This is a genomic window from Pseudomonas sp. GW821-FHT10C09, from assembly GCF_059415465.1.
The window spans coordinates 19,511-41,692 of record NZ_JBWKNG010000031.1; the positions used below are offsets into that span (position 1 = coordinate 19,511).

Genomic DNA, 22,182 nt, shown 5'->3' on the forward strand with positions numbered 1-22,182 from the left:
CATGCGCGTTCTGATTATCGAAGACGAAGAAAAAACCGCGGACTATTTGCACCGCGGCCTGACGGAACAGGGTTACACCGTGGACGTGGCGCGCGAAGGCGTTGAAGGCCTGCACCTGGCGCTGGAAAGTGACTACGCGGTGATCGTCCTCGACGTCATGCTGCCGGGCCTCGACGGCTTCGGCGTGCTGCGCGCCTTGCGTGCGCGCAAGCAAACCCCGGTGATCATGCTCACCGCCCGCGAGCGCGTCGAAGATCGCATCAAAGGCTTGCGCGACGGCGCTGACGATTACCTCGGCAAGCCGTTTTCCTTCCTTGAACTGGTGGCGCGCCTGCAAGCGTTGACCCGGCGCAGCGGCGGTCACGAACCGGTGCAAGTGAGCATCGCCGACCTGTGGATAGATTTGATCAGCCGCAAAGCGACCCGCGCCGGCACACGCCTGGACCTGACCGCCAAAGAGTTTTCTCTGCTCAGCGTGTTGGCCCGTCGGCAAGGCGAAATCCTCTCGAAAACCGCGATTGCCGAGATGGTCTGGGACATCAATTTCGACAGCGACGCCAACGTCGTCGAAGTCGCGATCAAGCGTCTGCGGGCCAAGCTCGACGGGCCGTTCGACGAAAAACTGCTGCACACGATTCGTGGCATGGGTTATGTGCTGGAGAGCCGTGGTGTCCAGTAACTCCATCGCACTGCGCCTGAGCGGGATGTTTACGCTGGTGGCGCTGCTGGTGTTTTTGTTGATCGGCTGGGCGTTGTATCAGCAGGTCGACAAGGGCCTGGGCCTGCTGCCCGAAGCCGAGCTGGATGCGCGCTACAGCGTGCTCGAATCCACCGTCGGCCGGTACGGCACGCCCGAGCATTGGGTGAAGATCAACAACAAGCTCAAGCTGCTTGGCGAGGAAGACAAGCGCATCAGTTTCTGGATTATCAGCGGCGATGCGCACTACGAATATGGCAACCCGACGCCGCAGATTCGCGCCTTCGCCGAAGGGCCACTGGGCATGCGCGACTTGCAGCTGCCGGATCATCCTTATCCGCTGAAAGTGCTGGTGAGCCAGTTCCCGGCCAAGGATCAACGCCCCCCGCTGCGCTTCATGATCGGCATCGACACCGAGACGTTTTTCGAGACGCAGCATCACCTGCTGATCGCGCTGATCAGCCTGGCGATTGTCGGCGTGTTGCTGGCGTCTGCGCTGGGGTATTGGGTGGCGCGCATCGGTCTCAAACCCTTGATCAAGTTGTCCCAGGAAGCCCAGCGGCTAGCCCCGCCGCTGCGTTCCGGGCGCTTGCGTTTATCGTCGTTGCCGCCAGAGTTGAATCAGTTCGTCAATTCGTTCAACTCCACGCTGGAGCGGGTCGAGCAGGCGTATTCGCGGCTGGAGTCGTTCAACGCCGACGTCGCCCATGAACTCCGTTCGCCGCTGACCAACCTGATCGGCCAGACCCAGGTCGCGCTGACACGCGGGCGCTCCGCCGAGCACTATTTTGAAGTGCTGCAATCGAACCTCGAAGAACTGGAACGGCTGCGCTCGATCATCAACGACATGCTGTTCCTCGCCAGCGCGGATCAGGGCAGCAAGGCCACCAAACTGACGTCCACGTCGCTCGCCGATGAAGTGGCGACGACGCTGGAGTACCTGGATTTCATTCTTGAGGATGCGCAGGTTCAGGTGCAGGTCAGCGGCGATGCGCAGGTGCGGATCGAGATCGCGCATCTGCGTCGGGCGTTGATCAATTTGCTGAGCAACGCGGTGCAGCACACCGAACCCGGGCAAGTGATTCAGGTGCGAATCGAGGTTGAGGAACATCAGGTGAGCATTGGTGTGGCCAACCCTGGATCGCCGATTGCCAGCGAGCATTTACCGCGGTTGTTTGAACGCTTTTATCGGGTGGATGCGTCGCGCAGCAACAGCGGAAACAACCATGGATTGGGACTGGCGATCGTCAAGGCGATTGCGCTGATGCATGGCGGCGATGTGTTTGTGCGCAGCGACCACGGCATGAATACCTTCGGCATTCACCTCCCCGTTTAGACCATCCTCCCTCGCCACAGAAACCCACTCCTCCATGAATCACTGTTGCTTCTGGCGCAACAGTCCTTTCTTCGATTGGCTCTGTTTCCTATCGGCCAAGATCCTTATCTTTGCCCGCACCAAACAGCACTTGCCAAGCAAGAAGGTTTAAAAGATGTCCAACATTACGGGTATTGCCAGCGCTTTCGTTTTGTCCTCATTGTTTCTGTCTCCGTTCGCAATCGCGGAAGAGTCGCAGACGTTCGTCGCGCAAAATGCCGCACGCGCCGCCGCCTACGATCAGTATCAGAGCGACATGACGGCCAAGGCTCAAGACGCCGCGCAAACCCCTCAAGCGTCCACTTCTGCCACCCGGCAACGGGTTGAGAAAGACAGCTGATTCATCGAACTACAGTTTCCCTCGACACTTTTCATCGGCTCTTCCCTTTGAAAAGTTGTCTTCAAAGCCGCTGCTATCAGCGGCTTTTTTTCATTGGGGCTGGCGCAAGTGCGTTCCCGCCCAATGTCTTCTAAGCTTGAATAAGTAAAGGCCAGCGTGTTTTGCTGGCCTTTTTTATGCTCTTCAAGCAGACAGTCGCCCCATGCCAGTGAGCCACCCCCAACACCTTTCAGGCAAGACCGGTCGACCTGAGCTCATGGTGATGCTTGGCAGCTTGCTGACGGTGATCGCGATTCTCAGCATCGTCGCGTTTCTGCTAATCCGCGAACACGCTAACGCCCAGCAGGCCGCTACCCGCAGCGCAACCACCATCGCGCAGTTGATCGACGCTGACGTGCTGCGCACCGTTGAGCTTTACGATTTGACCCTGCAGGGCCTGATAGCCGCCTCGCAGCGTGAAGACCTGAAACAGGTTTCCCCACAGATTCGCCATCTGGTGCTGTTCGATCGCTCCACCACCGCGCGCTTCAAGGGCGACATTCTGTTGTTGGACAAACACGGGGAAGTGCTCGCCGACTCATCGCTGATCGAGCCCAAACCCGGCAACTTCGCGGACCGCGACTATTTTCTCGCCCATGCGTTTAACAGCGACACCGGCATGTTCATCAGCCGGCCGTTCAAGCCGCGCTGCGATTGCGACGACAGCGAGGAATGGCGGATCAGCTTCAGCCGACGCATCTCCTCGTCGACTGGCGAGTTTCTCGGCGTCGCCGTGGCATCGATGCGCCTCGCGTACTTCGAACAATTGTTCAACAGCCTGGACATTGGCAACGACAGCACCCTGAGCATCATCAATGACGACGGCATTCTGCTCGCGCAAAAGCCACATCTGATCAACGACCCCGTCGGCAAGAATTTCGCCAATCGGCCCAATGTCATGCGCATCCTGCGTGAAGGCGCGGGCAGTTTCGACAGTGTGTCGAGCGTCGATCATCTACAACGCCTGTACACCTTTTCCAGGGTCGGCAACCTGCCGTTGACGGTCATCGTCGCCCTCTCCGGCAACGAAGTGTTCGCGACCTGGAAACGTACGGCGATTGTCATCAGCGGTGCCACTGGCGTGCTGTGCATCGGCCTGCTCTGGCTGACCTGGTTGCTGTGCCGCGAGCTACGCCTGCGCCATCACGCCGAACAGGAACTGGCGCTGTTGGCCGCCACCGATGCCCTGACCGGTGTCGCCAACCGCCGGACCCTGGATCAGACCCTGCGCCATGAGTGGTTTCGCGCTCAACGCTCGGGTAAGCCGCTGTCGGTGCTGATGGTCGATGCAGACCATTTCAAGGCGTTCAACGATCGCCATGGCCATCAGGGTGGCGATGACGCGTTGCGGGCCGTGGCCAAGGTGATTTGCGCCAATGTACGGCGGCCCGGGGATCTGGTGGCGCGGTATGGCGGTGAGGAGTTTTCGGTGATCCTCGCGGAAACGGACAACGCGGGCGCACGGCAGATTGCCGAAAAAATCCGCGTGGCGGTGGAGCAAATGCCGTTGGTGGCGGGTGCTGAAACACCGATTACTGTCAGTATCGGGATCAGTACCTGGACGACGGAAAAGGAAATCAGTCTGGAGCAATTGCTGTTTATGGCGGACAAGGCGCTGTATCAGGCCAAGGAAGGTGGGCGCAATCGGGTGGTGGCTGCGCAGTGAGTCCTTCTTTGTGGCGACTGGCCCCTTCGCGAGCAGGCTCGCTCCCACATTGGAATGCGACCAACTGTGGGAGCGAGCCTGCTCGCGAAGGGGCCCGCTTGACCACCACATAATTTGAGGCATAAAAAAAGGCCACCCGAAGGCAGCCTTTAAAAACTAGAGAGGTTTTTTGCTTACACGGCCGCGACGGGACGCATGTAAGAGATCGGTGCAGTGCTGGCGTCTTCGAAAGTCACGACTTCCCAAGCATCTGTCTGCTCAATCAACTTGCGCAGCAGCTGGTTGTTCAATGCATGTCCGGACTTAAAGCCCTTGAACTCACCAATCAGGCTATTGCCCAGCAGGTAGAGGTCACCAATTGCATCGAGGATCTTGTGCTTCACGAATTCGTCTTCATAGCGAAGGCCGTCTTCGTTCAGTACACCATCCGCGTCGACCACAATAGCGTTTTCAACACTGCCGCCGAGTGCGAGGTTGTGCTTGCGCAGGTACTCGATGTCACTCATGAAACCAAAGGTACGGGCGCGGCTGACTTCTTTTACGAACGAAGTGCTGGAAAAATCCACGCTTGCACTTTGTGTGCGGTCACGGAAAACCGGGTGATCGAAATCGATCTCGAAGCTCACCTTGAAACCTTCGAAAGGGACGAAAGTGGCGCGCTTGTCGCCATCTTCCACTGTCACTTCCCGCAGGATCCGGATGAACTTCTTGGCTGCGTCCTGTTCTTCCAGGCCGGCCGACTGAATCAGGAATACGAAAGGTCCAGCGCTACCATCCATGATCGGTACTTCGGACGCGGAGAGCTCGACGTAGGCGTTATCGATGCCCAGGCCAGCCATGGCCGAGAGCAAGTGCTCCACCGTGTCCACTTTGACGTCACCGTTAACCAGTGTGGTCGACATAGTGGTTTCGCCAACGTTTTCTGCGCGAGCAGGAATCTGCACCACAGGATCGAGGTCAGCACGACAAAACACGATGCCGGTGTCGATAGGCGCGGGCTTGAGGGTCAGGTATACCTTCTCCCCGGAGTGCAGGCCTACACCTGTGGCACGGATAATATTTTTCAGTGTGCGTTGTTTAATCATGGCTTGGGCCGCTTCAGCGCAAATTGCGAACTGGTATCAACAAAGGCTGGCGATGATAGCAGACCAGACCTTTGCTGAACACCAATCAACTTCATAGCCCTGATACATTCCATCAATCAGCCTGACGACGCAGGAAAGCCGGGATGTCCAGGTAGTCCAGATCATCTTGCGGATTCATCTTCGCGGCAGTCGCAGCACCGGCCTGAGCCTGGTTGCGCATGACGGTCGGACGGTCCAGGTCACGGTAGTTCACCGCTGGCTGTTCCTGACGAGCGGGCGCCGATTGTTGCGGCTGGGAGGCCATCGAGGTGTGAACGGTGTTGTCGATGACCTTTACAGGCTTCTCGATTTTCGCGCCCAGACCGGTAGCAACTACAGTCACGTGCAACTCGTCGCGCATGTCCGGATCGATAACGGTACCGACCTTGACCATGGCGTGCTCGGAAGCGAAGGCTTCGATGATGCTACCCACGTCGGAGTACTCACCCAGGGACAGGTCAGGACCGGCGGTGATGTTCACCAGGATGCCGCGTGCGCCTTGCAGGTTCACGTCTTCGAGCAACGGGTTGCGAATGGCCGCTTCGGTGGCCTCGCGTGCACGGTTCGGACCGCTGGCGCAGCCAGTGCCCATCATCGCCATGCCCATTTCGCTCATCACGGTACGGACGTCGGCAAAGTCGACGTTGATCATGCCAGGACGCTTGATGATGTCGGAGATACCGCGAACGGCACCGGCCAGTACATCGTCAGCCTTGGCGAATGCGGACAGCAGGCTTGCGTCCTTGCCAAGAATGGTCAGCAGTTTCTCGTTGGGAATGGTGATCAACGAGTCGACGCTTTCAGACAGCAGACGGATGCCTTCGTCGGCGATCTGCATGCGCTTGCGACCTTCGAACGGGAACGGACGAGTCACCACCGCAACGGTGAGGATCCCCATTTCCTTGGCCACTTCGGCAATGATTGGTGCCGCACCGGTACCGGTACCGCCGCCCATGCCAGTGGTGATGAACACCATGTTGGTGCCCTGCAGGACTTCGGCAATGCGCTCACGGTCTTCGAGAGCGGCCTGACGACCTACTTCAGGGTTGGCGCCGGCGCCCAGACCTTTGGTCACACCGGTACCCAGTTGCAGGATGGTCCGCGCGCCGATGGATTTCAGCGCCTGGGCATCAGTGTTGGCGCAGATGAATTCAACGCCTTCAATGTTGCTCTTGACCATGTGGTTGACAGCGTTGCCGCCGCCTCCGCCAACACCGATAACTTTAATAACCGGGCTTGCGGGGATGTTGTCTACGAGTTCGAACATTTTCCCTCTCCTTTACGTTCTCTAGTTTTTTCGCCTACTGCGTGTATCTACAACGGTGCTGCGATAAATCTTTAGAAGTTGCCTTGTACCCAGCTCTTGATGCGGTCGAGCAAGGCGGCTTTCGGTTCTTCATTGCTGTAGCTGTCGCGGCTGCTGATGCCCGAGAACGAAATCCCGTCGGACTGCTTTTGCAGGCCGTACATCAACAGGCCAACGCCGGTGGAATAAATCGGGTTGCGGACCACATCGTCCAGGCCCTTGACGCCATGCGGCACGCCCAGGCGGACCGGCATATGGAAGATTTCCTCGGCCAATTCGGTGGCGCCTTCCATTTTCGACGTACCGCCGGTCAGCACGATGCCGGCCGGGATCAGGTCTTCGTAGCCGCTGCGACGCAGCTCGGCCTGGATCAGCGTGAACAGCTCGTCGTAACGCGGCTCTACCACCTCGGCCAGGGCCTGGCGGGACAGCTCGCGCGGTGGACGGTCGCCAACGCTTGGCACCTTGATGGTTTCACCGGCACCGGCCAGTTTGGCCAGGGCGCAGGCGTAGCGAATCTTGATTTCTTCGGCGTACTGGGTCGGAGTGCGCAACGCCATGGCGATGTCGTTGGTCACCTGATCGCCCGCAATCGGGATCACCGCGGTGTGGCGGATCGCGCCTTCGGTGAAGATGGCGATGTCGGTGGTACCGCCGCCGATGTCCACCAGGCACACGCCCAGCTCTTTCTCGTCGTCGGTCAGGACCGAGTAGGCCGAGGCCAGTTGCTCGAGAATGATGTCGTCGATTTCCAGGCCGCAGCGGCGCACGCACTTTTCAATGTTCTGTGCGGCGTTGACGGCGCAGGTGACCACGTGAACCTTGGCTTCCAGACGCACGCCGGACATGCCCAGTGGCTCACGAACGCCTTCCTGGTTATCGATCACGTAATCCTGCGGCAGGGTGTGCAGCACGCGCTGGTCAGCCGGGATCGCCACAGCCTGGGCAGCGTCGAGGACGCGCTCAAGGTCGGCCGAGCTGACTTCACGATCACGAATCGCCACGATGCCGTGGGAGTTCAGGCTGCGGATGTGATTGCCGGCCACGCCGACAAACGCCGAATGAATGCGGCAACCGGCCATCAGCTGCGCTTCTTCGATAGCGCGCTGGATCGACTGAACGGTGGACTCGATGTTCACCACCACGCCTTTCTTCAGGCCACGGGACGGATGGGTACCGATCCCGACGATTTCCAGCGTGCCGTCGTCCGCAACCTCGCCGACCAGCGCCACCACCTTGGAGGTGCCGATATCGAGACCGACGATCATTTTGCCGCTTTGCACGTTTGCCATGGGTCCTGCCTCTTCTTAATTCTTCGCGACAGCGGGTTGGGCTGTCGTGGGCGCTACAGGTTCCCGCCAGCCAACAGCGAGGCCGTTGGCGTAGCGCAGATCGATGCGCGCAATGTTCGTAATCTGTTCTTTAAGCGTCTTGTCGTAGATGGCAATGAAACGGCGCATCTTCTCCACCAGGTTGCCGCGTCCCAGCAGCAGTTCGATTCCCGGGCCGGCACTGCCGGCGCCGGTGGTCAGGAACCAGCTGCCTCGTTCACGCAACTCCAGGCGTGCAATCGAGAAACCCAATGGCCTGAGCATCTGGCTCAGCACCTGGTATTGCTGCATCACTTGCTGCTGGGCCCGTTGTGGGCCGAACAGCTGTGGCAAGTGTTCGTAGTTCGCCAGCTCACGCGGGGTGAACGCCTGGCCCTGGTTGTTCAACAGCGATTCATCGCCCCAACGGGCCACCGGCAGTTGTTCTTCCAGGCGGATCACCACTTGATCCGGCCACACCCGACGCACTTCGGCGTGGGCAATCCATGGCATCGTCTCAAGCTCGGTGCGCATGCTCTCAAGGTCAATGGTGAAGAAGCTCGACGCCACGTACGGGGCGATCCGCTGCTGCACGGCTTGCTGGCTGATGTAACTCAAATCACCCTGCACGTTGATCTTGGTGATCGGCCGGTCGGCGTACGGCAGCAAACGCTGCGCGCCTTCGTAAGTGCCAAACCCCAGTGCAACCAACAGCACCGGCCAGAACAACGCTTTGAGAAAACCAAAATTGGCTTTCGGCAGGCGCATCGACATCGGCTCTTTGGCCACCATTCGGCTGGCACCCCGTGGCACCGGCTTGCGGCCGGGTGCGGGTGGAGGCTGATGTCTTAGCTGCGCGCCTTGCATGGTCTTAACCTCTAACCTCGAAACTGGCTGCCAGAATCGCCAGAACCAGTTGCTGGAAATCCAGGCCGGCGGCACGGGCCGCCATCGGCACCAGGCTGTGATCGGTCATGCCCGGCGCGGTGTTCACTTCCAGGAACCAGAACTGCCCGTCGGCGTCCTGCATCACGTCTGCCCTGCCCCAACCGGCGATACCCAGCGCCTCGCAGGCTTTCGCCGTGAGGTCCATGAGTTCCTTTTCCTTGGTGCTGTCGAGCCCGCACGGAATGCGGTACTGGGTATCGTTGGCGATGTACTTGGCGTCGTAGTCGTAGAAGCTGTGCGTCGTGCCCAGGGCAATCGGAGGCAACACCTGGTCACGCAGGGTGGCGATGGTGAACTCCGGACCGTGAATCCATTGCTCGACCAACACTTGCGAATCGTAGGTACTGGCCGCTTTCCAGGCGTCGATCAACTCGGACGCGGAACTCACTTTGGCCATACCGATACTTGAACCTTCATGCGCCGGTTTGACGATCAAAGGGAAGCCCAGTTCCGTCGCTGCCGAAATACAATCAGCCTCGCTGCTCAAGACGGCGTGACGCGGTGTCGGAATACCCAGGCTGTGCCAGACCTGCTTGGTGCGCAGTTTGTCCATGGCCAGCGCCGACGCCAGAATGCCGCTGCCGGTGTACGGAATGCCCAGGCATTCGAGCAGGCCCTGCATGCTGCCGTCTTCACCGCCACGACCGTGGAGAATGATGAAGGCGCGGTCGATCTTTTCGTTGAGCAAACGCTGCAACAGGTCGTCGCCGACGTCGAGGCCGAACGCGTCCACACCGGCACTTTGCAGTGCAGCGAGGACCGCGTTACCGGACTTCAGCGAAACCTCACGCTCGGCACTCTTGCCGCCGAACAGCACGGCGACGCGGCCGAAGTCTTTCGGCGCGACGGTGGAGACGAGGTTGGCATAAGCAGCAGTCATTTCAACTTCCCCACGGCAGGTGCAGCAACGGCACCGGCGAACAACGGACTGTTCAACAGTTTTGGCGCGAGACCGCCGATATCACCGGCGCCCTGGCACAGCAGGATGTCGCCGGCACGCAGCAGCGGCTTGACCAGCGGCGCGAGGTCGACACCGCGCTCGATGTAGATCGGGTCCAGCTGACCGCGCTGGCGGATGCTGTTGCACAACTTGCGGCTGTCCGCGCCCGGAATCGGCTCTTCGCCGGCCGGATACACTTCCATCAGCAGCAGCACGTTGGCATCGGCCAGTACATTGACGAAATCGTCGTACAGGTCGCGGGTGCGGCTGTAACGGTGCGGCTGGTAAACCATCACCAGACGGCGCTCCGGCCAGCCACCGCGTACGGCCTTGATCACGGCAGCGACTTCGGTCGGGTGGTGACCGTAGTCGTCGACCAGCATCACGTTGCCGCCTTCGACCGGCAGTTCGCCGTAGACCTGGAAGCGTCGGCCAACACCCTGGAACCCGGACAGGCCCTGGACGATGGCTTCATCGCTGACACCCTCGTCAGAGGCGATGCAGATGGTCGCCAGCGCGTTCAATACGTTGTGGTTGCCCGGCATGTTCACCGAGACATCCAACGGCTCGCGCTCAGGGCGCAGCACGGTGAAGAAGGTCTGCATGCCCTGTTGACGCACATTGATCGCGCGCACATCGCAGTCATCGCCGAAGCCGTACGTGACGGTCGGGCGCTTGACCAGGGGAAGGATTTCACGCACCACCGGATCGTCCAGGCACACCACGGCCAGACCGTAGAACGGCAGGTTGTGGAGGAACTCGACGAAGGTTTTCTTCAGTTTGTTGAAGTCACCGTCGTAGGTCGCCATGTGATCGGCGTCGATGTTGGTGACCACGGCCACCAGCGGCTGCAAGTGCAGGAAACTGGCATCGCTTTCGTCGGCTTCGGCGATCAGGTAACGGCTGGTGCCAAGCTGGGCATTGGTGCCCGCGGCATTCAGGCGGCCACCGATGACGAACGTCGGGTCCAGGCCACCGGCCGCGAACACCGAAGCGATCAGGCTGGTGGTGGTGGTTTTACCGTGGGTACCGGCGACGGCAATACCGTGGCGGTAGCGCATCAGCTCGGCCAGCATCTCGGCACGTGGTACCACCGGAATACGGCGTTCCAGCGCAGTCGCGACTTCCGGGTTGGAGGTGTTGACGGCGCTCGACACCACCAGCACATCGGCAGCGGCAGCGTTTTCGGCGCGGTGACCGATAAAGATCTGCGCGCCGAAAGATTCCAGGCGCTCGGTGACCGGCGACGCCTTCAGGTCGGAACCGGACACGTCATAGCCCAGGTTCAACAACACCTCGGCAATCCCGCACATGCCCACGCCGCCGATACCGACGAAGTGGATTTTACGGATGCGGCGCATTTCCGGTTGCGGCATGGCTTTCTGATTCTCAACCATGGGCCACCTCCAGGCAGGTATCGACCACGTTACGGGTGGCATCGGGTTTGGCCAGGCGGCGTGCCGCGGTAGCCATATCGTTGAGTCGTTGTGGTTGCATCAGGACCTCTGTCAGGCGAGCGGCAAGATCCGCTGCGCCAGTCGTTCTTTGCGGCATCAGGAAGGCAGCGCCTTCACGGGCCAAATAATCGGCGTTGCGGGTCTGGTGATCGTCGATCGCGTGGGGCAAAGGCACCAGCATCGAGGGCAGACCGGCGGCGGCCAGTTCACTGATGGTCAGCGCGCCTGCGCGGCACACCACCAGGTCGGCCCAGCCATAGGCTTGGGCCATGTCTTTGATGAAAGGCTGCACTTGCGCCTCGACGCCAGCCGCGCGATAGCGCTCTGCAGTCACTTCATCGTGGTTTTTACCGGCCTGATGAAACACTTCCGGACGCAGGTCGGAGGCGACTTGCGACAAGGCTTCAGGCAGCAATTTGTTCAACGGTTCTGCGCCCAGGCTTCCGCCCAGGATCAGCAAACGCGCCTTGCGACCGGCCAGGGCGGGTCGTGCCGTTTCGAGGAACAGCTCGGTGCGCACCGGGTTACCGGTGGTCCGACGGCTGTCCGACAGGGTAAAGGTGTCGGGGAACGCTTCACAGACTCGGGCGGCCAACGGCACCAGCAACCGATTGGCGGTACCGGCCACGGCGTTCTGTTCGTGAACGATCACCGGCACACCGGCCAGTTTGGCGGCAACACCGCCAGGCCCGGTCACGTAACCACCGAAGCCGACCACGCACACTGGCCGCAACTGACGAATGATCGCCCGCGCCTGCCAGACGGATTTGAGCAACATGAACGGTGCCTTGAGCAGGGACAATTTGCCCTTGCCGCGCAAGCCGCTGGCGTTGATCCGATGCAGCTCGATACCGGCCATCGGCACCAGGTCGTTCTCGATACCACGCGGCGTTCCGAGCCAATGCACGGTGTAACCGCGGGCCTGGAATTCGCGAGCGCAAGCCAGTGCCGGGAACACGTGGCCCCCGGTGCCGCCCGCCATGATCAATACGTTAGCGCCCATGGGGTGGCTCCTCGGCGAAGTCACTCTCATGGAACTCCATCTCTTCACTGCCGAGGTGAGTTCGACTCTCCCACTCGATACGCAGCAACAAGCCGAGACAGGCACCGCAAATCACCAACGAACTGCCGCCGTAACTGAGGAACGGCAGGGTCAGGCCTTTGGTCGGCAGCAGGCCGACGTTCACACCGATGTTGATCAGGAACTGACCAATCCACAGGAACGACAGGCCGTACGCGATGTAAGCGGCGAAGAACTGCTTGGCCTTCTCGGCCCAATAACCGATGTACATGCCACGAATACAGACAAACACGAACAGTGCCACGGTGCACAACGAGCCCACGGCGCCCAGCTCTTCAGCCAGCACCGAGAACACGAAGTCGGTGTGGGCTTCCGGCAGGTAGAACTGTTTCTGCACGCTGTTGCCCAGGCCAACGCCCAGCCATTCGCCGCGACCAAACGCGATTAATGCCTGAGACAACTGATAGCCGGCGCCGAACTGGTCGGCCCATGGGTCGGCAAAGTTGGTCAGACGCGCCATACGATACGGCTGCACTTGAATCAACAGCACCACTGCCGCGACGGCCAGAACCACCATCAAGGAAAACCGGAACAGCCCCACCCCGCCCAGGAACAACATCGCCGCCGCTGCCCCCATCATCACGACGGTGGCACCGAAGTCCGGTTCCATCAGCAACAGGCCGGCCATTGGCAGCAGCACGATGAACGGCTTGAAGAAGCCCATCCAGCTTTCTCGCACTTCTTTCTGGCGACGCACCAGATAGCCGGCGAGGTAGATCACCACGAACACCTTGGCGATCTCGGAAGGCTGAACGTTGAAGAAGCTGAAGCCGATCCAGCGCATCGAACCGTTCACTTCACGGCCGATCCCCGGAATGATCACCATCACCAGCAAACCGAATGCACCCAGCAGCATCAGCCAGCCCAGGCGTTGCCAGGTGGCGATCGGGATCATCATGGTGATGACGCAGGCACCCAGACCCAGAACGATATAGATAAGGTGGCGGATCATGTAATACAGGGCACTGCCCGATTGCACCGCGGCGACTTCGGTCGAGGCCGATGCAATCATGACCAGCCCCAGGCCGATCAAGGCCAGGCAACCGGCGAGCATCGGGAAGTCGAGGTCGACCCCGCGCCCGGTGATGATCGGCGATGGATAAGGCTTGATGATGTTCATCAGGCTCATGCCAATTCCTCCACAGCGCGGACGAACTGATGACCACGATCTTCGTAATTTTTAAACATGTCGAAACTGGCGCAGGCCGGTGACAGCAGCACCACGTCACCGGGGTGGGCTGCTGCGCGGCATTGCTCCACGGCTTCGACCAGCGAACCGGCGCGGATCAGCGGCACGCCATCGCCGATGGCCTGGCCGATCTTGTCGGAGTCACGGCCCATCAGGATCACGGCGCGGCAGTTGGCAGCCACCGGATCACGCAGGTCATTGAACTCGGCACCCTTGCCGTCGCCACCGGCGATCAGCACGATCTTGCCGTCGATGTCCGCGCCCAAACCTTCGATGGCCGCCAGCGCGGCACCGACGTTGGTGGCCTTGGAATCGTTGTAGTAGCCGACGCCGTCCAGATCACGCACCCACTGGCAGCGATGCTCGAGGCCGGCAAAACTGCGCAGGGCCGTGAGCATGGCGTCGAATGGCAGACCGACAGCATGGCCCAGCGCCAATGCCGCCAGGGCGTTGGACTGGTTGTGGGCGCCACGAATTTTCAACTCGCGCACCGGCATCAGGTTCTGGAATTCGAAGGCCAGGTATTTCTCGCCCTCTTCTTCACGGATACCGAAGGCCTTGAAATCAGGTTTGCTCAAACCGAAGGTCCAGCAAGGCTGGCCCTCGCCCATCAACGGACGGCTCAGGGCGTCCTGACGGTTGACCACAAACTGTCTGGCGCCACGGAAGATCCGGTGCTTGGCCAGATGATAGGCCGGCAGACCGCTGTAACGGTCCATGTGGTCTTCGCTGACATTGAGCACAGTCGCCACTTCGGCGTTCAGTTGATCGGTGGTTTCCAGCTGGAAACTCGACAGCTCCATCACGTACAGCTCGATGTCATCGCCCAGCAGGTCCAGCGCCGGCGTACCGAGGTTGCCGCCGACCGCCACACGTTTGCCCGCCGCAACGGCCATCTCGCCGACCAGGGTGGTGACGGTGCTTTTTGCGTTGGAACCGCTGATGGCGACAATCGGCGCCTTCGCGTTACGCGCGAACAGCTCGATGTCACCGGACAATTTCACGCCACGGGCGGCGGCAGCTTGCAGGGCCGGGGTCGCCAGCGCCAGGCCGGGGCTCACGTAGAGCTCATCGGCACGGCACAGGAACTCGACGTCCAGCTCGCCACAACGCACTTCCACGTGCGGATAGTCACGCTTGAGCGTGGCCAGTTCCGGTGGATTTTCCCGCGTATCGGCCACGGCAAACGACGTGCCCCGGTTCGCCAGGAAGCGAACCAGGGACATGCCGCTCTTGCCGAGGCCGACAACGATGCGGAAGTGGTCAGAAGCGATCAGAGACACGAGTTTCTACCTCAGCTTCAGGGTGGCAAGGCCGACCAGTACGAGAATCACGGTGATGATCCAGAAACGGACGATCACGCGTGGCTCAGGCCAGCCCTTGAGTTCAAAGTGGTGGTGAATCGGTGCCATGCGGAACACGCGGCGACCGGTCATCTTGAAAGAAGCCACCTGGATGACCACCGACAGGGTCTCCATCACGAACACGCCGCCCATGATGAACAGGACGATTTCCTGACGGACGATCACCGCGATAGTGCCCAGTGCCGCGCCGAGCGCCAGTGCGCCGACGTCGCCCATGAACACCTGGGCCGGATAGGTGTTGAACCAGAGGAAGCCGAGGCCCGCACCGATCAGCGCGCCGCAGAACACGATCAGTTCACCCGCGCCCGGTACATAAGGAATCAGCAGGTATTCAGCGAATTTCACGTTACCCGACAGGTAGCAGAAGATCCCCAGGCCGCCACCGACCATCACGGTCGGCATGATTGCCAGGCCATCAAGGCCGTCAGTCAGGTTGACCGCGTTGCTCGAGCCGACGATCACGAAGTAGGTCAGGACGATAAAGCCTGCACCCAGCGGAATGCTGTAATCCTTGAGCATCGGCAGGATCAGGGTGGTTTCCACCGGGGTGGCGGCGGTCATATAAAGGAAGATCGCAGCGCCCAGGCCGAACACCGACTGCCAGAAGTACTTCCAGCGACTCGGCAAGCCACGGGAGTTCTTCTCGATCACTTTGCGATAATCGTCGACCCAGCCAATGGCACCGAACAGCAAAGTTACCAGCAGCACCGTCCAGACATAACGGTTGCTCAGGTCAGCCCAGAGCAAGGTGCTGACGCCGATGGACGACAGAATCAGCGCGCCGCCCATGGTCGGTGTACCCGACTTGGACAAGTGCGACTGTGGACCGTCGTTGCGAACGGATTGACCGATCTGACGGTTCTGCAAAGTGCGGATCATCCACGGGCCATAGCACAGCGACAGGACCAGCGCGGTCAGCACACCGAGAATCCCGCGCAGGGTCAGGTACTGGAAGACCGCGAAGCCTTTGTAGAACTGTTGCAGATACTCCGCTAGCAGCAGCAGCATTAATGTTTCTCCAGACTGGACCCGCACAAAGCGGCGACGATGTTTTCCATCGCAGCGCTGCGCGAGCCCTTGATCAAAATGGTGGTGTTGGTGTCTTGCTCGGCGCCCAGGGCCTTGATCAGTTCAGACTGAGTGCTGAAGTGAAAGGCCTGTGGACCGAAAGCGTTTACGGCGTGAACCATCATCGGTCCGACGGCATACAGCGCGGATACTTTGCCGCGGGCGTATTCGCCCACATCGCGGTGCCCCTGCTCCGCCCAATCGCCCAACTCGCCGATATCCCCGAGCACCAGGACGGTGCGGCCGGAAAAGCCGGCGAGTATATCAACGGCGGCGCACATGGAGGTCGGGTTTGCGTTGTACGTGTCATCAATCACGCGCATGCCGTTGGTGGCCAATTGCGCGACGGTGCGGCCCTTGACCGGTTGCACGGCGCCCAGGCCCGTGGCGATGCCGAACAGCGACACGCCCAAGGCATGCGCGGCAGCGGCAGCGGCCATGGCGTTGGCAACGTTATGCGTGCCGAACAGGTTCAATTGAACGCGCTCCACACCTTCAGGCGTGTGCAGGTTGAACGCCGGGCAACCGCGAGCGTCGCGGTCCAGGTCGCTGGCGTAGAAATCGGCGCTGAGGTTGCTCAGGGCGAACGTCAGCACTTTGCGACCGGCCGCGCGGGTCTTCCAGATTTCAAAAGCCTTGTCGTCGAGATTAAGAACGGCGATGCCATCGGCCTCGAGCCCTTCGATAATTTCGCCTTTGGCTTCAACGATTTTTTCCGGCCCGCCAAACTCGCCCACGTGCGCAGTCCCTGCGTTGTTGAGGATGGCCACGTGGGGTTTGGTCATGCCCACGGTGTAGGCAATTTCGCCCAGGCGCGAAGCACCGAGTTCGATCACGGCGGCTGTGTGTTCCGGCGCGAGTTCGAGCAAGGTCAGCGGCACGCCGAGGTCGTTGTTCAGGTTGCCACGGGTCGCCAGCACCGGACCGCGCGTGCGCAGAATGCTCGCGAGCATTTCCTTGACCGTGGTCTTGCCGCTGGAACCGGTGATGGCTGCGACCGGGTGGGTGAACGCCGCACGGTTCAGCGCGCCCAGTTGGCCGAGCGCCTGACGGGTGTCCTTGACCAGCAGTTGTGGCAACGCGCTGTCCGCGACTTCACGCTCGACCAGTGCGGCTACGGCGCCATTGTTGGCCACGTCGTTCAGGTAGTCATGACCGTCGAAACGCGGGCCGGTCAGGGCAATAAACAGCTGGCCGGGCTTGATCGCACGGCTGTCGATGCTGACGCCATCGAACGTGGCATCGGCAACGAGCAGTTGGCCATTCAATGCGCCGGTCAGTTCGCTCAGTTTCAAGGCTTTAAGCATGAGCCACCTCCCATGCGGTCAGGGCATGATCGGCCTCGACCAGATCGGAGAAGTCGTGACGCTCGCCGTTGATTTCCTGATAGTCCTCGTGACCTTTGCCGGCCAGGACAATCACGTCATCCGCCGAAGCACCAGCGATCAACTGGGCAATCGCCTGGCCACGGCCGGCCACGAACGTCACTTTATCCACAGCCGTGAAGCCGGCGCGGATGTCATCGAAGATCACTGACGGGTCTTCGGTGCGCGGGTTGTCATCGGTGACCAGTACGCCGTCGGCCAGACGCTCGACCACTTCGGCCATCAGCGGACGCTTGCCGCGATCACGATCACCGCCGCAGCCGAACAGGCACAGCAAGCGACCCTTGGCGTGTGGACGCAGGGCCATCAATACTTTTTCCAGCGCATCCGGGGTGTGGGCGTAATCGACCACCACCAGCGGCTGAGTACCGCCACCGAGGCGCTGCATACGACCGGCCGGGCCTTCGAGCTTCGGCAGGACGTTGAGGATTTCGTCCAGCGCATAATCCAGACCGAGCAACGCGCCGACTGCGGCCAGCACGTTGCTCAGGTTGAAGCGACCGAGCAAGGTGCTGCGCAAATGGTGCTCGCCCTGCGGCGTCACCAATGTGGCGCGCACGCCTTCGTCGTCGAATTGCGCTTCCCGGCAAAACAGGTAGGCGCTGCTGTCTTCGAGGCTGTAGGTGATCAAACGCGACTCACGCTTTTCGGCGGCCAGTTGCCGGCCAAAGTCGTCGTCGAGATTCACCACCCGGCACTTCAAATCGTTCCAGGCAAACAGCTTGGCCTTGGCTTCGCCGTAGGCCTGCATGGTGCCGTGGTAATCGAGGTGATCGCGGGACAGGTTGGTCATCACCGCGACATCAAACGCCAGCGCTGTGACGCGGCCCTGATCCAGGCCATGGGACGAGACTTCCATGGCGACCGCTTTGGCGCCGGCCTTTTTCAGGTCGGCCAGGGTCGCTTGCACGGCGATTGGATTCGGCGTGGTGTGCAGGCCGCTTTCCAGCGCGCCGTAGAAACCGGAGCCCAACGTGCCGACGATGCCGCAGTGTTGGCCAAGCAGATCAAGCGCCTGGGCAACCAATTGGGTCACGCTGGTTTTGCCGTTGGTGCCGGTCACGCCCACCAGGTTCAAGTGACGGCTCGGGTCGCCATAAAAGCGCCCGGCGATGTCCGACAGCTGTGCGGCCAGGCCTTTGACCGGAATCATCGGCACGTCGGTGATCGGCAATACGGTCGAGCCTTCGACTTCATACGCCACAGCGGCAGCGCCGCGTTGCAGCGCGTCGGCGATGTGGGCACGACCGTCGAAACGCCCGCCAGGGACAGCGAGAAACAAGTCGCCAGCGCGCACGTTGCGGCTGTCGAGCGCCAATTCGCGGATCAACAGATCGCGGCCAGCGTGGGCGAAAATTTTATTCAGACTTAGAGACATCAGCCGCGCCCTCCATTGGCTTTCAGCGGAACAACGGGGGTGGCGTTCGCGGTTTGCGTCGGCGGCAGGTTGTCCGGCGTGATGTTCATCAGGCGCAGCGTCCCGGACATCACTTTGCTGAACACCGGCGCCGAGACCAGACCACCGAAGTAACCGGCCTTGGTCGGTTCATCGATCACCACGACGATGGCGTAACGCGGATCGCTCATCGGGCCGAAGCCGGCGAACAGCGAGCGGTAAGAGTTCTCGGCGTAGCCCTTGGTGCCCACCGACGTTTTACGTGCAGTACCCGACTTGCCGGCCACGTGGTACGCCGGCACCTGTGCACGGAACACACCGCGCGGCGCTTCGATTACCTGGGTCAGCATGCCTTGCATGGTTTTTGCGACGGCTTCCGGCAGCACTTGCGTGGTCTGCGGCGGCGTGTCGGTTTTGATCAGGGTCAGCGGTGCGAGGCGACCGTTGTTGGCCAGCGCCGAGAAGGCGTGTACCAACTGGATCGCGGTCACGGAAATACCGTAGCCGTAGGACAGCGTGGCGGTTTCTGCCTTGCGCCATTCGCGGTAGTTCGGCAGGTTGCCGACGCGTTCGCCCGGGAAGCCGAGGCCGGTGTCCTGGCCGAGACCGACTTTTTGCGCCAGACGGAAAATGGTTTCGCCACCGATATCGAACGCGACCTTACTCATGCCGACGTTACTGGAATTGATCAGAATCCCGGTCAGGTCGAGCACCGGGCCTTCGGTCTTCGATACGTCCTTGATGGTGTATTTGCCGATCTGCAAGGAGCCTGGGTACACCTCGACGGTGTCGCTCGGTTTCCAGCGGCCGGTTTCAATCGCGGCGCTCATCGAGATCGCTTTCATGGTCGAACCTGGTTCGAACACGTCGATCATCGCGCGGTTACGCATCATCGCCGGTTGCAAGTTGCGACGGTTGTTCGGGTTGTAAGTCGGCTGGTTGACCATGGCGAGGATCTCGCCGGTCTTCACGTCCATGATCACCAGGCTGCCGGCCTTCGCGCCGTTCTCGATGATCGCGTTACGCAGTTCGCGGTTGGCCAGGTATTGCAGGCGCAGGTCAATGGACAACGCCAAGGGCTTGCCGGCCTTGGCGTTTTTGGTGACCTGGACATCCTTGATCAGCCTTCCGCGCCGGTCCTTGATGACCTGACGCTTGCCGGCGACCCCGGCGAGCCATTCGTCATAAGCCAGTTCGACACCTTCACGACCGTGGTCATCGATGTCGGTAAATCCGACCATGTGCGCGGTCACTTCACCGGCCGGGTAGAAACGCCGGAACTCTTCAATGCCGTAGACGCCCGGCACTTTCAGGTCGAGCACCGACTGTCCCTGCTCGGGGGTCAGCCCGCGCACCAGATAAATGAATTCTTTGTTGGCCTGGGCTTCGAGACGTTCAGCCAGGGCTTTCGGGTCCTGACCCAGCGCCGCCGCCAGTGCCGGCCACTTTTCCTTGGCCGTTTGCATTTCCTTGGCGTTGGCCCACAGCGTGGTGACCGGCGTACTCACGGCCAAAGGCTCGCCGTTACGGTCGGTGATCAGGCCACGGTGAGCGGGAATCGGAATATGACGAACACTGCGCGCATCGCCCTGACCTTTAAGGAAGGCACGGTCGATGACTTGCAGGTCGATGATGCGCCAGGAAATCGCCGCGACCATGATGCCGAGCAACCCCAGTACCACGCGGAAACGCCATGGGAACATTGCCCCTTCGAGTTTCATCATGGCGTCACCATCTGCACTTCAGCGGCGCCAGGAATGCGCATCTTCAGCTGTTCGGTGGCCAGCACTTCGATACGGCTGTGGGCGGTCCAGGTACTTTGCTCGAGAATCAGACGGCCCCACTCGGCCTGCGCCTTGTCGCGCACGCTCAACTCGTTGTACAGCGAGTTCAACAGTTGACGGTTCCAGTGGGCGCTGTACGACACGCCGATCGCCGAAACGAGCACGGCCACAAACAGCAGCAGCATGAAAAAGCTGCCGCCGGGCAGTGGCTTGGCGAAAAGCTTGCTCACCGCAGCTTCTCCGCCACGCGCATGACGGCGCTACGGGAACGTGGGTTGGCTTTGAGTTCGGCCTCGGAGGCGGACTGCGCTTTGCCATGGATTTTGATGATCGGTTCGAAGGCGACGTGACGTACCGGCAAGTTGCGCGGCAGATTGTCGGCTTCACCTTTAACCAGTTTGCGCATGAACAGTTTGACGATGCGGTCTTCCAGCGAGTGGAAGCTGATAACGACCAGGCGGCCGCCGACTTCCAGGCATTCCAAAGCCGCTTCGAGGCCGGCTTCCAGATCGCCCAATTCGTTGTTGACGTGAATGCGCAGGCCCTGGAACGCACGGGTCGCCGGGTTCTTGCCCTTTTCCCATGCCGGATTGGCGACTTTCAGGACTTCGGCCAGGTCGGCGGTGCGTTCGAACGGCTTGATGTCGCGGCGCTCGGCCACGGCACGGGCCATACGACCGGAGAAACGTTCTTCGCCGTACTCTTTGAACACACGAGCGATTTCTTCCACCGGCGCGGTGTTGACGAACTCGGCAGCGCTGATCCCGCGGGACGGGTCCATGCGCATGTCCAGCGGGCCGTCATTGAGGAAACTGAAGCCACGCTCAGGGTCGTCGAGCTGCGGCGAAGACACGCCGAGGTCGAGCAAAACGCCGCTGACCTTGCCGGCCAGACTGCGGTCGGCGACTTCCGAACCGAGCTCGGCAAAGCTGCGCTGCACAACGACAAAGCGGCCGTCTTCGGCCGCTAGCGTCTGCCCGGTGGCAATGGCTTGAGGATCCTTGTCAAATCCGAGCAACCGGCCATCAGGACCCAGCTGACTCAAGATCAGCCGGCTGTGACCGCCGCGCCCGAACGTACCGTCCAGATAGCAGCCATCAGGACGTACGGCGAGAGCCTCGACGGCTTCGTCAAGCAGTACGGTGATGTGGTTAAAGCCGCTATCAATAGTCACAGGATCAAATCACGCAGTTCATCAGGCATGGCGCCCGGTTGTTGAATAGCAGCCAGGTCAGCGGCAGAAACCGCATCCCAGGCATCCTCGTCCCATAATTGGAACTTGTTCAGTTGGCCTACCAACATCGCGCGCTTATCCAACTTGGCATATTCACGAAGACGCGGTGGAACCAGAAAACGACCACTGCCATCGAGCTCGAGGTCGACGGCATTACCAATCAGTAAGCGTTGCAGGCGGCGGTTCTCTTCGCGAAGCGAAGGCAGTGCGCGCAGTTTGGTTTCAATAATTTCCCACTCATCGAGCGGGTAAACACACAAACATGGATCAACGGCATCGATTGTGACGATTAACTGACCGGAACTACGCGAAACGAGCTCGTCACGGTACCGGCTCGGCATGGCGAGACGGCCCTTTGCATCGAGACTGATAGCGTTAGCTCCGCGAAACACGTCAGCGTTTCTCCAAATTTTAGCGTTTTACGCTCAAAAAACCCACTTCATGCCACTTTCCGCCACTTGCGCACACTATAGGAATGC

20 protein-coding genes are annotated in these 22,182 nt (G+C 60.6%); 4 read left to right on the forward strand and 16 right to left on the reverse strand.

Features of this window, described 5'->3' with window-relative positions:
- The first annotated feature begins 1 nt into the window (after window position 1).
- The 4 genes from AC07N8_RS26180 to AC07N8_RS26195 all read left to right on the forward strand — a co-directional run bounded on the left by AC07N8_RS26180 (window position 2) and on the right by AC07N8_RS26195 (window position 4,117).
- Window positions 2–679, forward strand: a complete 678-nt coding sequence (locus tag AC07N8_RS26180) for a heavy metal response regulator transcription factor (RefSeq protein WP_427630013.1) — start codon at window positions 2–4, stop codon at window positions 677–679.
- A complete protein-coding gene (locus AC07N8_RS26185) occupies window positions 669–2,033 on the forward strand; it encodes a heavy metal sensor histidine kinase (RefSeq protein WP_493146522.1) in 1,365 nt (454 codons plus the stop codon). Before AC07N8_RS26180 ends, AC07N8_RS26185 begins: the two co-directional genes overlap by 11 nt.
- Before the next feature lie 154 nt (window positions 2,034–2,187).
- Entirely contained in the window at window positions 2,188–2,412 is a 225-nt protein-coding gene (locus tag AC07N8_RS26190) for a hypothetical protein (protein WP_483842851.1), read from the forward strand.
- Between the two features lie 256 nt (window positions 2,413–2,668).
- Window positions 2,669–4,117, forward strand: coding sequence for a sensor domain-containing diguanylate cyclase (locus AC07N8_RS26195; RefSeq protein ID WP_483842850.1), 1,449 nt, complete (start codon window positions 2,669–2,671; stop codon window positions 4,115–4,117).
- Window positions 4,118–4,290: 173 nt separating this feature from the next.
- Here the strand turns inward: AC07N8_RS26195 and lpxC are convergent, their stop codons facing one another.
- From lpxC to mraZ, 16 genes are all read right to left on the reverse strand, one after another.
- The gene (gene lpxC / locus AC07N8_RS26200) at window positions 4,291–5,202 is read right to left on the reverse strand and encodes a UDP-3-O-acyl-N-acetylglucosamine deacetylase (protein ID WP_008060300.1); all 912 of its coding nucleotides are present in this window, start codon (window positions 5,200–5,202) and stop codon (window positions 4,291–4,293) included.
- 112 nt (window positions 5,203–5,314) lie between these two features.
- Window positions 5,315–6,508 (reverse strand): cell division protein FtsZ, encoded by a 1,194-nt coding sequence (gene ftsZ, locus AC07N8_RS26205; protein ID WP_007943486.1) that lies wholly within the window; start codon window positions 6,506–6,508, stop codon window positions 5,315–5,317.
- Window positions 6,509–6,579: 71 nt separating this feature from the next.
- Window positions 6,580–7,839 (reverse strand): cell division protein FtsA, encoded by a 1,260-nt coding sequence (ftsA, locus tag AC07N8_RS26210; RefSeq protein WP_123435068.1) that lies wholly within the window; start codon window positions 7,837–7,839, stop codon window positions 6,580–6,582.
- A 15-nt stretch (window positions 7,840–7,854) separates the two neighbouring features.
- Window positions 7,855–8,724: a cell division protein FtsQ/DivIB gene (locus tag AC07N8_RS26215; RefSeq protein WP_027922694.1), complete on the reverse strand. Its 870-nt coding sequence runs from the start codon at window positions 8,722–8,724 to the stop codon at window positions 7,855–7,857.
- Window positions 8,725–8,728: 4 nt separating this feature from the next.
- Entirely contained in the window at window positions 8,729–9,685 is a 957-nt protein-coding gene (locus AC07N8_RS26220; protein WP_483842849.1) for a D-alanine--D-alanine ligase, read from the reverse strand.
- The gene (gene murC, locus AC07N8_RS26225) at window positions 9,682–11,142 is read right to left on the reverse strand and encodes a UDP-N-acetylmuramate--L-alanine ligase (protein WP_483842848.1); all 1,461 of its coding nucleotides are present in this window, start codon (window positions 11,140–11,142) and stop codon (window positions 9,682–9,684) included. The genes AC07N8_RS26220 and murC overlap by 4 nt, the downstream gene beginning before the upstream one ends.
- On the reverse strand, window positions 11,135–12,205 hold the full coding sequence (murG, locus tag AC07N8_RS26230; protein WP_493146517.1) for an undecaprenyldiphospho-muramoylpentapeptide beta-N-acetylglucosaminyltransferase: 1,071 nt from the start codon (window positions 12,203–12,205) through the stop codon (window positions 11,135–11,137). The genes murC and murG overlap by 8 nt, the downstream gene beginning before the upstream one ends.
- Window positions 12,195–13,412 carry a putative lipid II flippase FtsW gene (gene ftsW / locus AC07N8_RS26235; RefSeq protein WP_483842846.1) on the reverse strand — a complete coding sequence of 406 codons (1,218 nt, stop codon included), beginning with the start codon at window positions 13,410–13,412 and terminating at the stop codon, window positions 12,195–12,197. Before ftsW ends, murG begins: the two co-directional genes overlap by 11 nt.
- Complete coding sequence (gene murD, locus AC07N8_RS26240) at window positions 13,409–14,755, reverse strand: UDP-N-acetylmuramoyl-L-alanine--D-glutamate ligase (RefSeq protein ID WP_493146515.1); 1,347 nt, start codon at window positions 14,753–14,755, stop codon at window positions 13,409–13,411. The genes ftsW and murD overlap by 4 nt, the downstream gene beginning before the upstream one ends.
- A gap of 6 nt (window positions 14,756–14,761) precedes the next feature.
- Window positions 14,762–15,844, reverse strand: coding sequence for a phospho-N-acetylmuramoyl-pentapeptide-transferase (gene mraY, locus AC07N8_RS26245; RefSeq protein WP_123435073.1), 1,083 nt, complete (start codon window positions 15,842–15,844; stop codon window positions 14,762–14,764).
- A complete protein-coding gene (locus AC07N8_RS26250) occupies window positions 15,844–17,211 on the reverse strand; it encodes a UDP-N-acetylmuramoyl-tripeptide--D-alanyl-D-alanine ligase (RefSeq protein ID WP_493146513.1) in 1,368 nt (455 codons plus the stop codon). Before AC07N8_RS26250 ends, mraY begins: the two co-directional genes overlap by 1 nt.
- Entirely contained in the window at window positions 17,204–18,667 is a 1,464-nt protein-coding gene (locus AC07N8_RS26255; protein WP_483842843.1) for a UDP-N-acetylmuramoyl-L-alanyl-D-glutamate--2,6-diaminopimelate ligase, read from the reverse strand. The genes AC07N8_RS26250 and AC07N8_RS26255 overlap by 8 nt, the downstream gene beginning before the upstream one ends.
- Window positions 18,667–20,406, reverse strand: coding sequence for a peptidoglycan D,D-transpeptidase FtsI family protein (locus AC07N8_RS26260; RefSeq protein WP_193560087.1), 1,740 nt, complete (start codon window positions 20,404–20,406; stop codon window positions 18,667–18,669). Before AC07N8_RS26260 ends, AC07N8_RS26255 begins: the two co-directional genes overlap by 1 nt.
- Window positions 20,406–20,699 (reverse strand): cell division protein FtsL, encoded by a 294-nt coding sequence (gene ftsL / locus AC07N8_RS26265; RefSeq protein ID WP_027922684.1) that lies wholly within the window; start codon window positions 20,697–20,699, stop codon window positions 20,406–20,408. The genes AC07N8_RS26260 and ftsL overlap by 1 nt, the downstream gene beginning before the upstream one ends.
- Window positions 20,696–21,643 carry a 16S rRNA (cytosine(1402)-N(4))-methyltransferase RsmH gene (rsmH, locus tag AC07N8_RS26270; protein WP_483842842.1) on the reverse strand — a complete coding sequence of 316 codons (948 nt, stop codon included), beginning with the start codon at window positions 21,641–21,643 and terminating at the stop codon, window positions 20,696–20,698. The genes ftsL and rsmH overlap by 4 nt, the downstream gene beginning before the upstream one ends.
- Entirely contained in the window at window positions 21,640–22,095 is a 456-nt protein-coding gene (gene mraZ, locus AC07N8_RS26275) for a division/cell wall cluster transcriptional repressor MraZ (protein WP_008147486.1), read from the reverse strand. Before mraZ ends, rsmH begins: the two co-directional genes overlap by 4 nt.
- Between the last annotated feature and the right edge of the window lie 87 nt (window positions 22,096–22,182).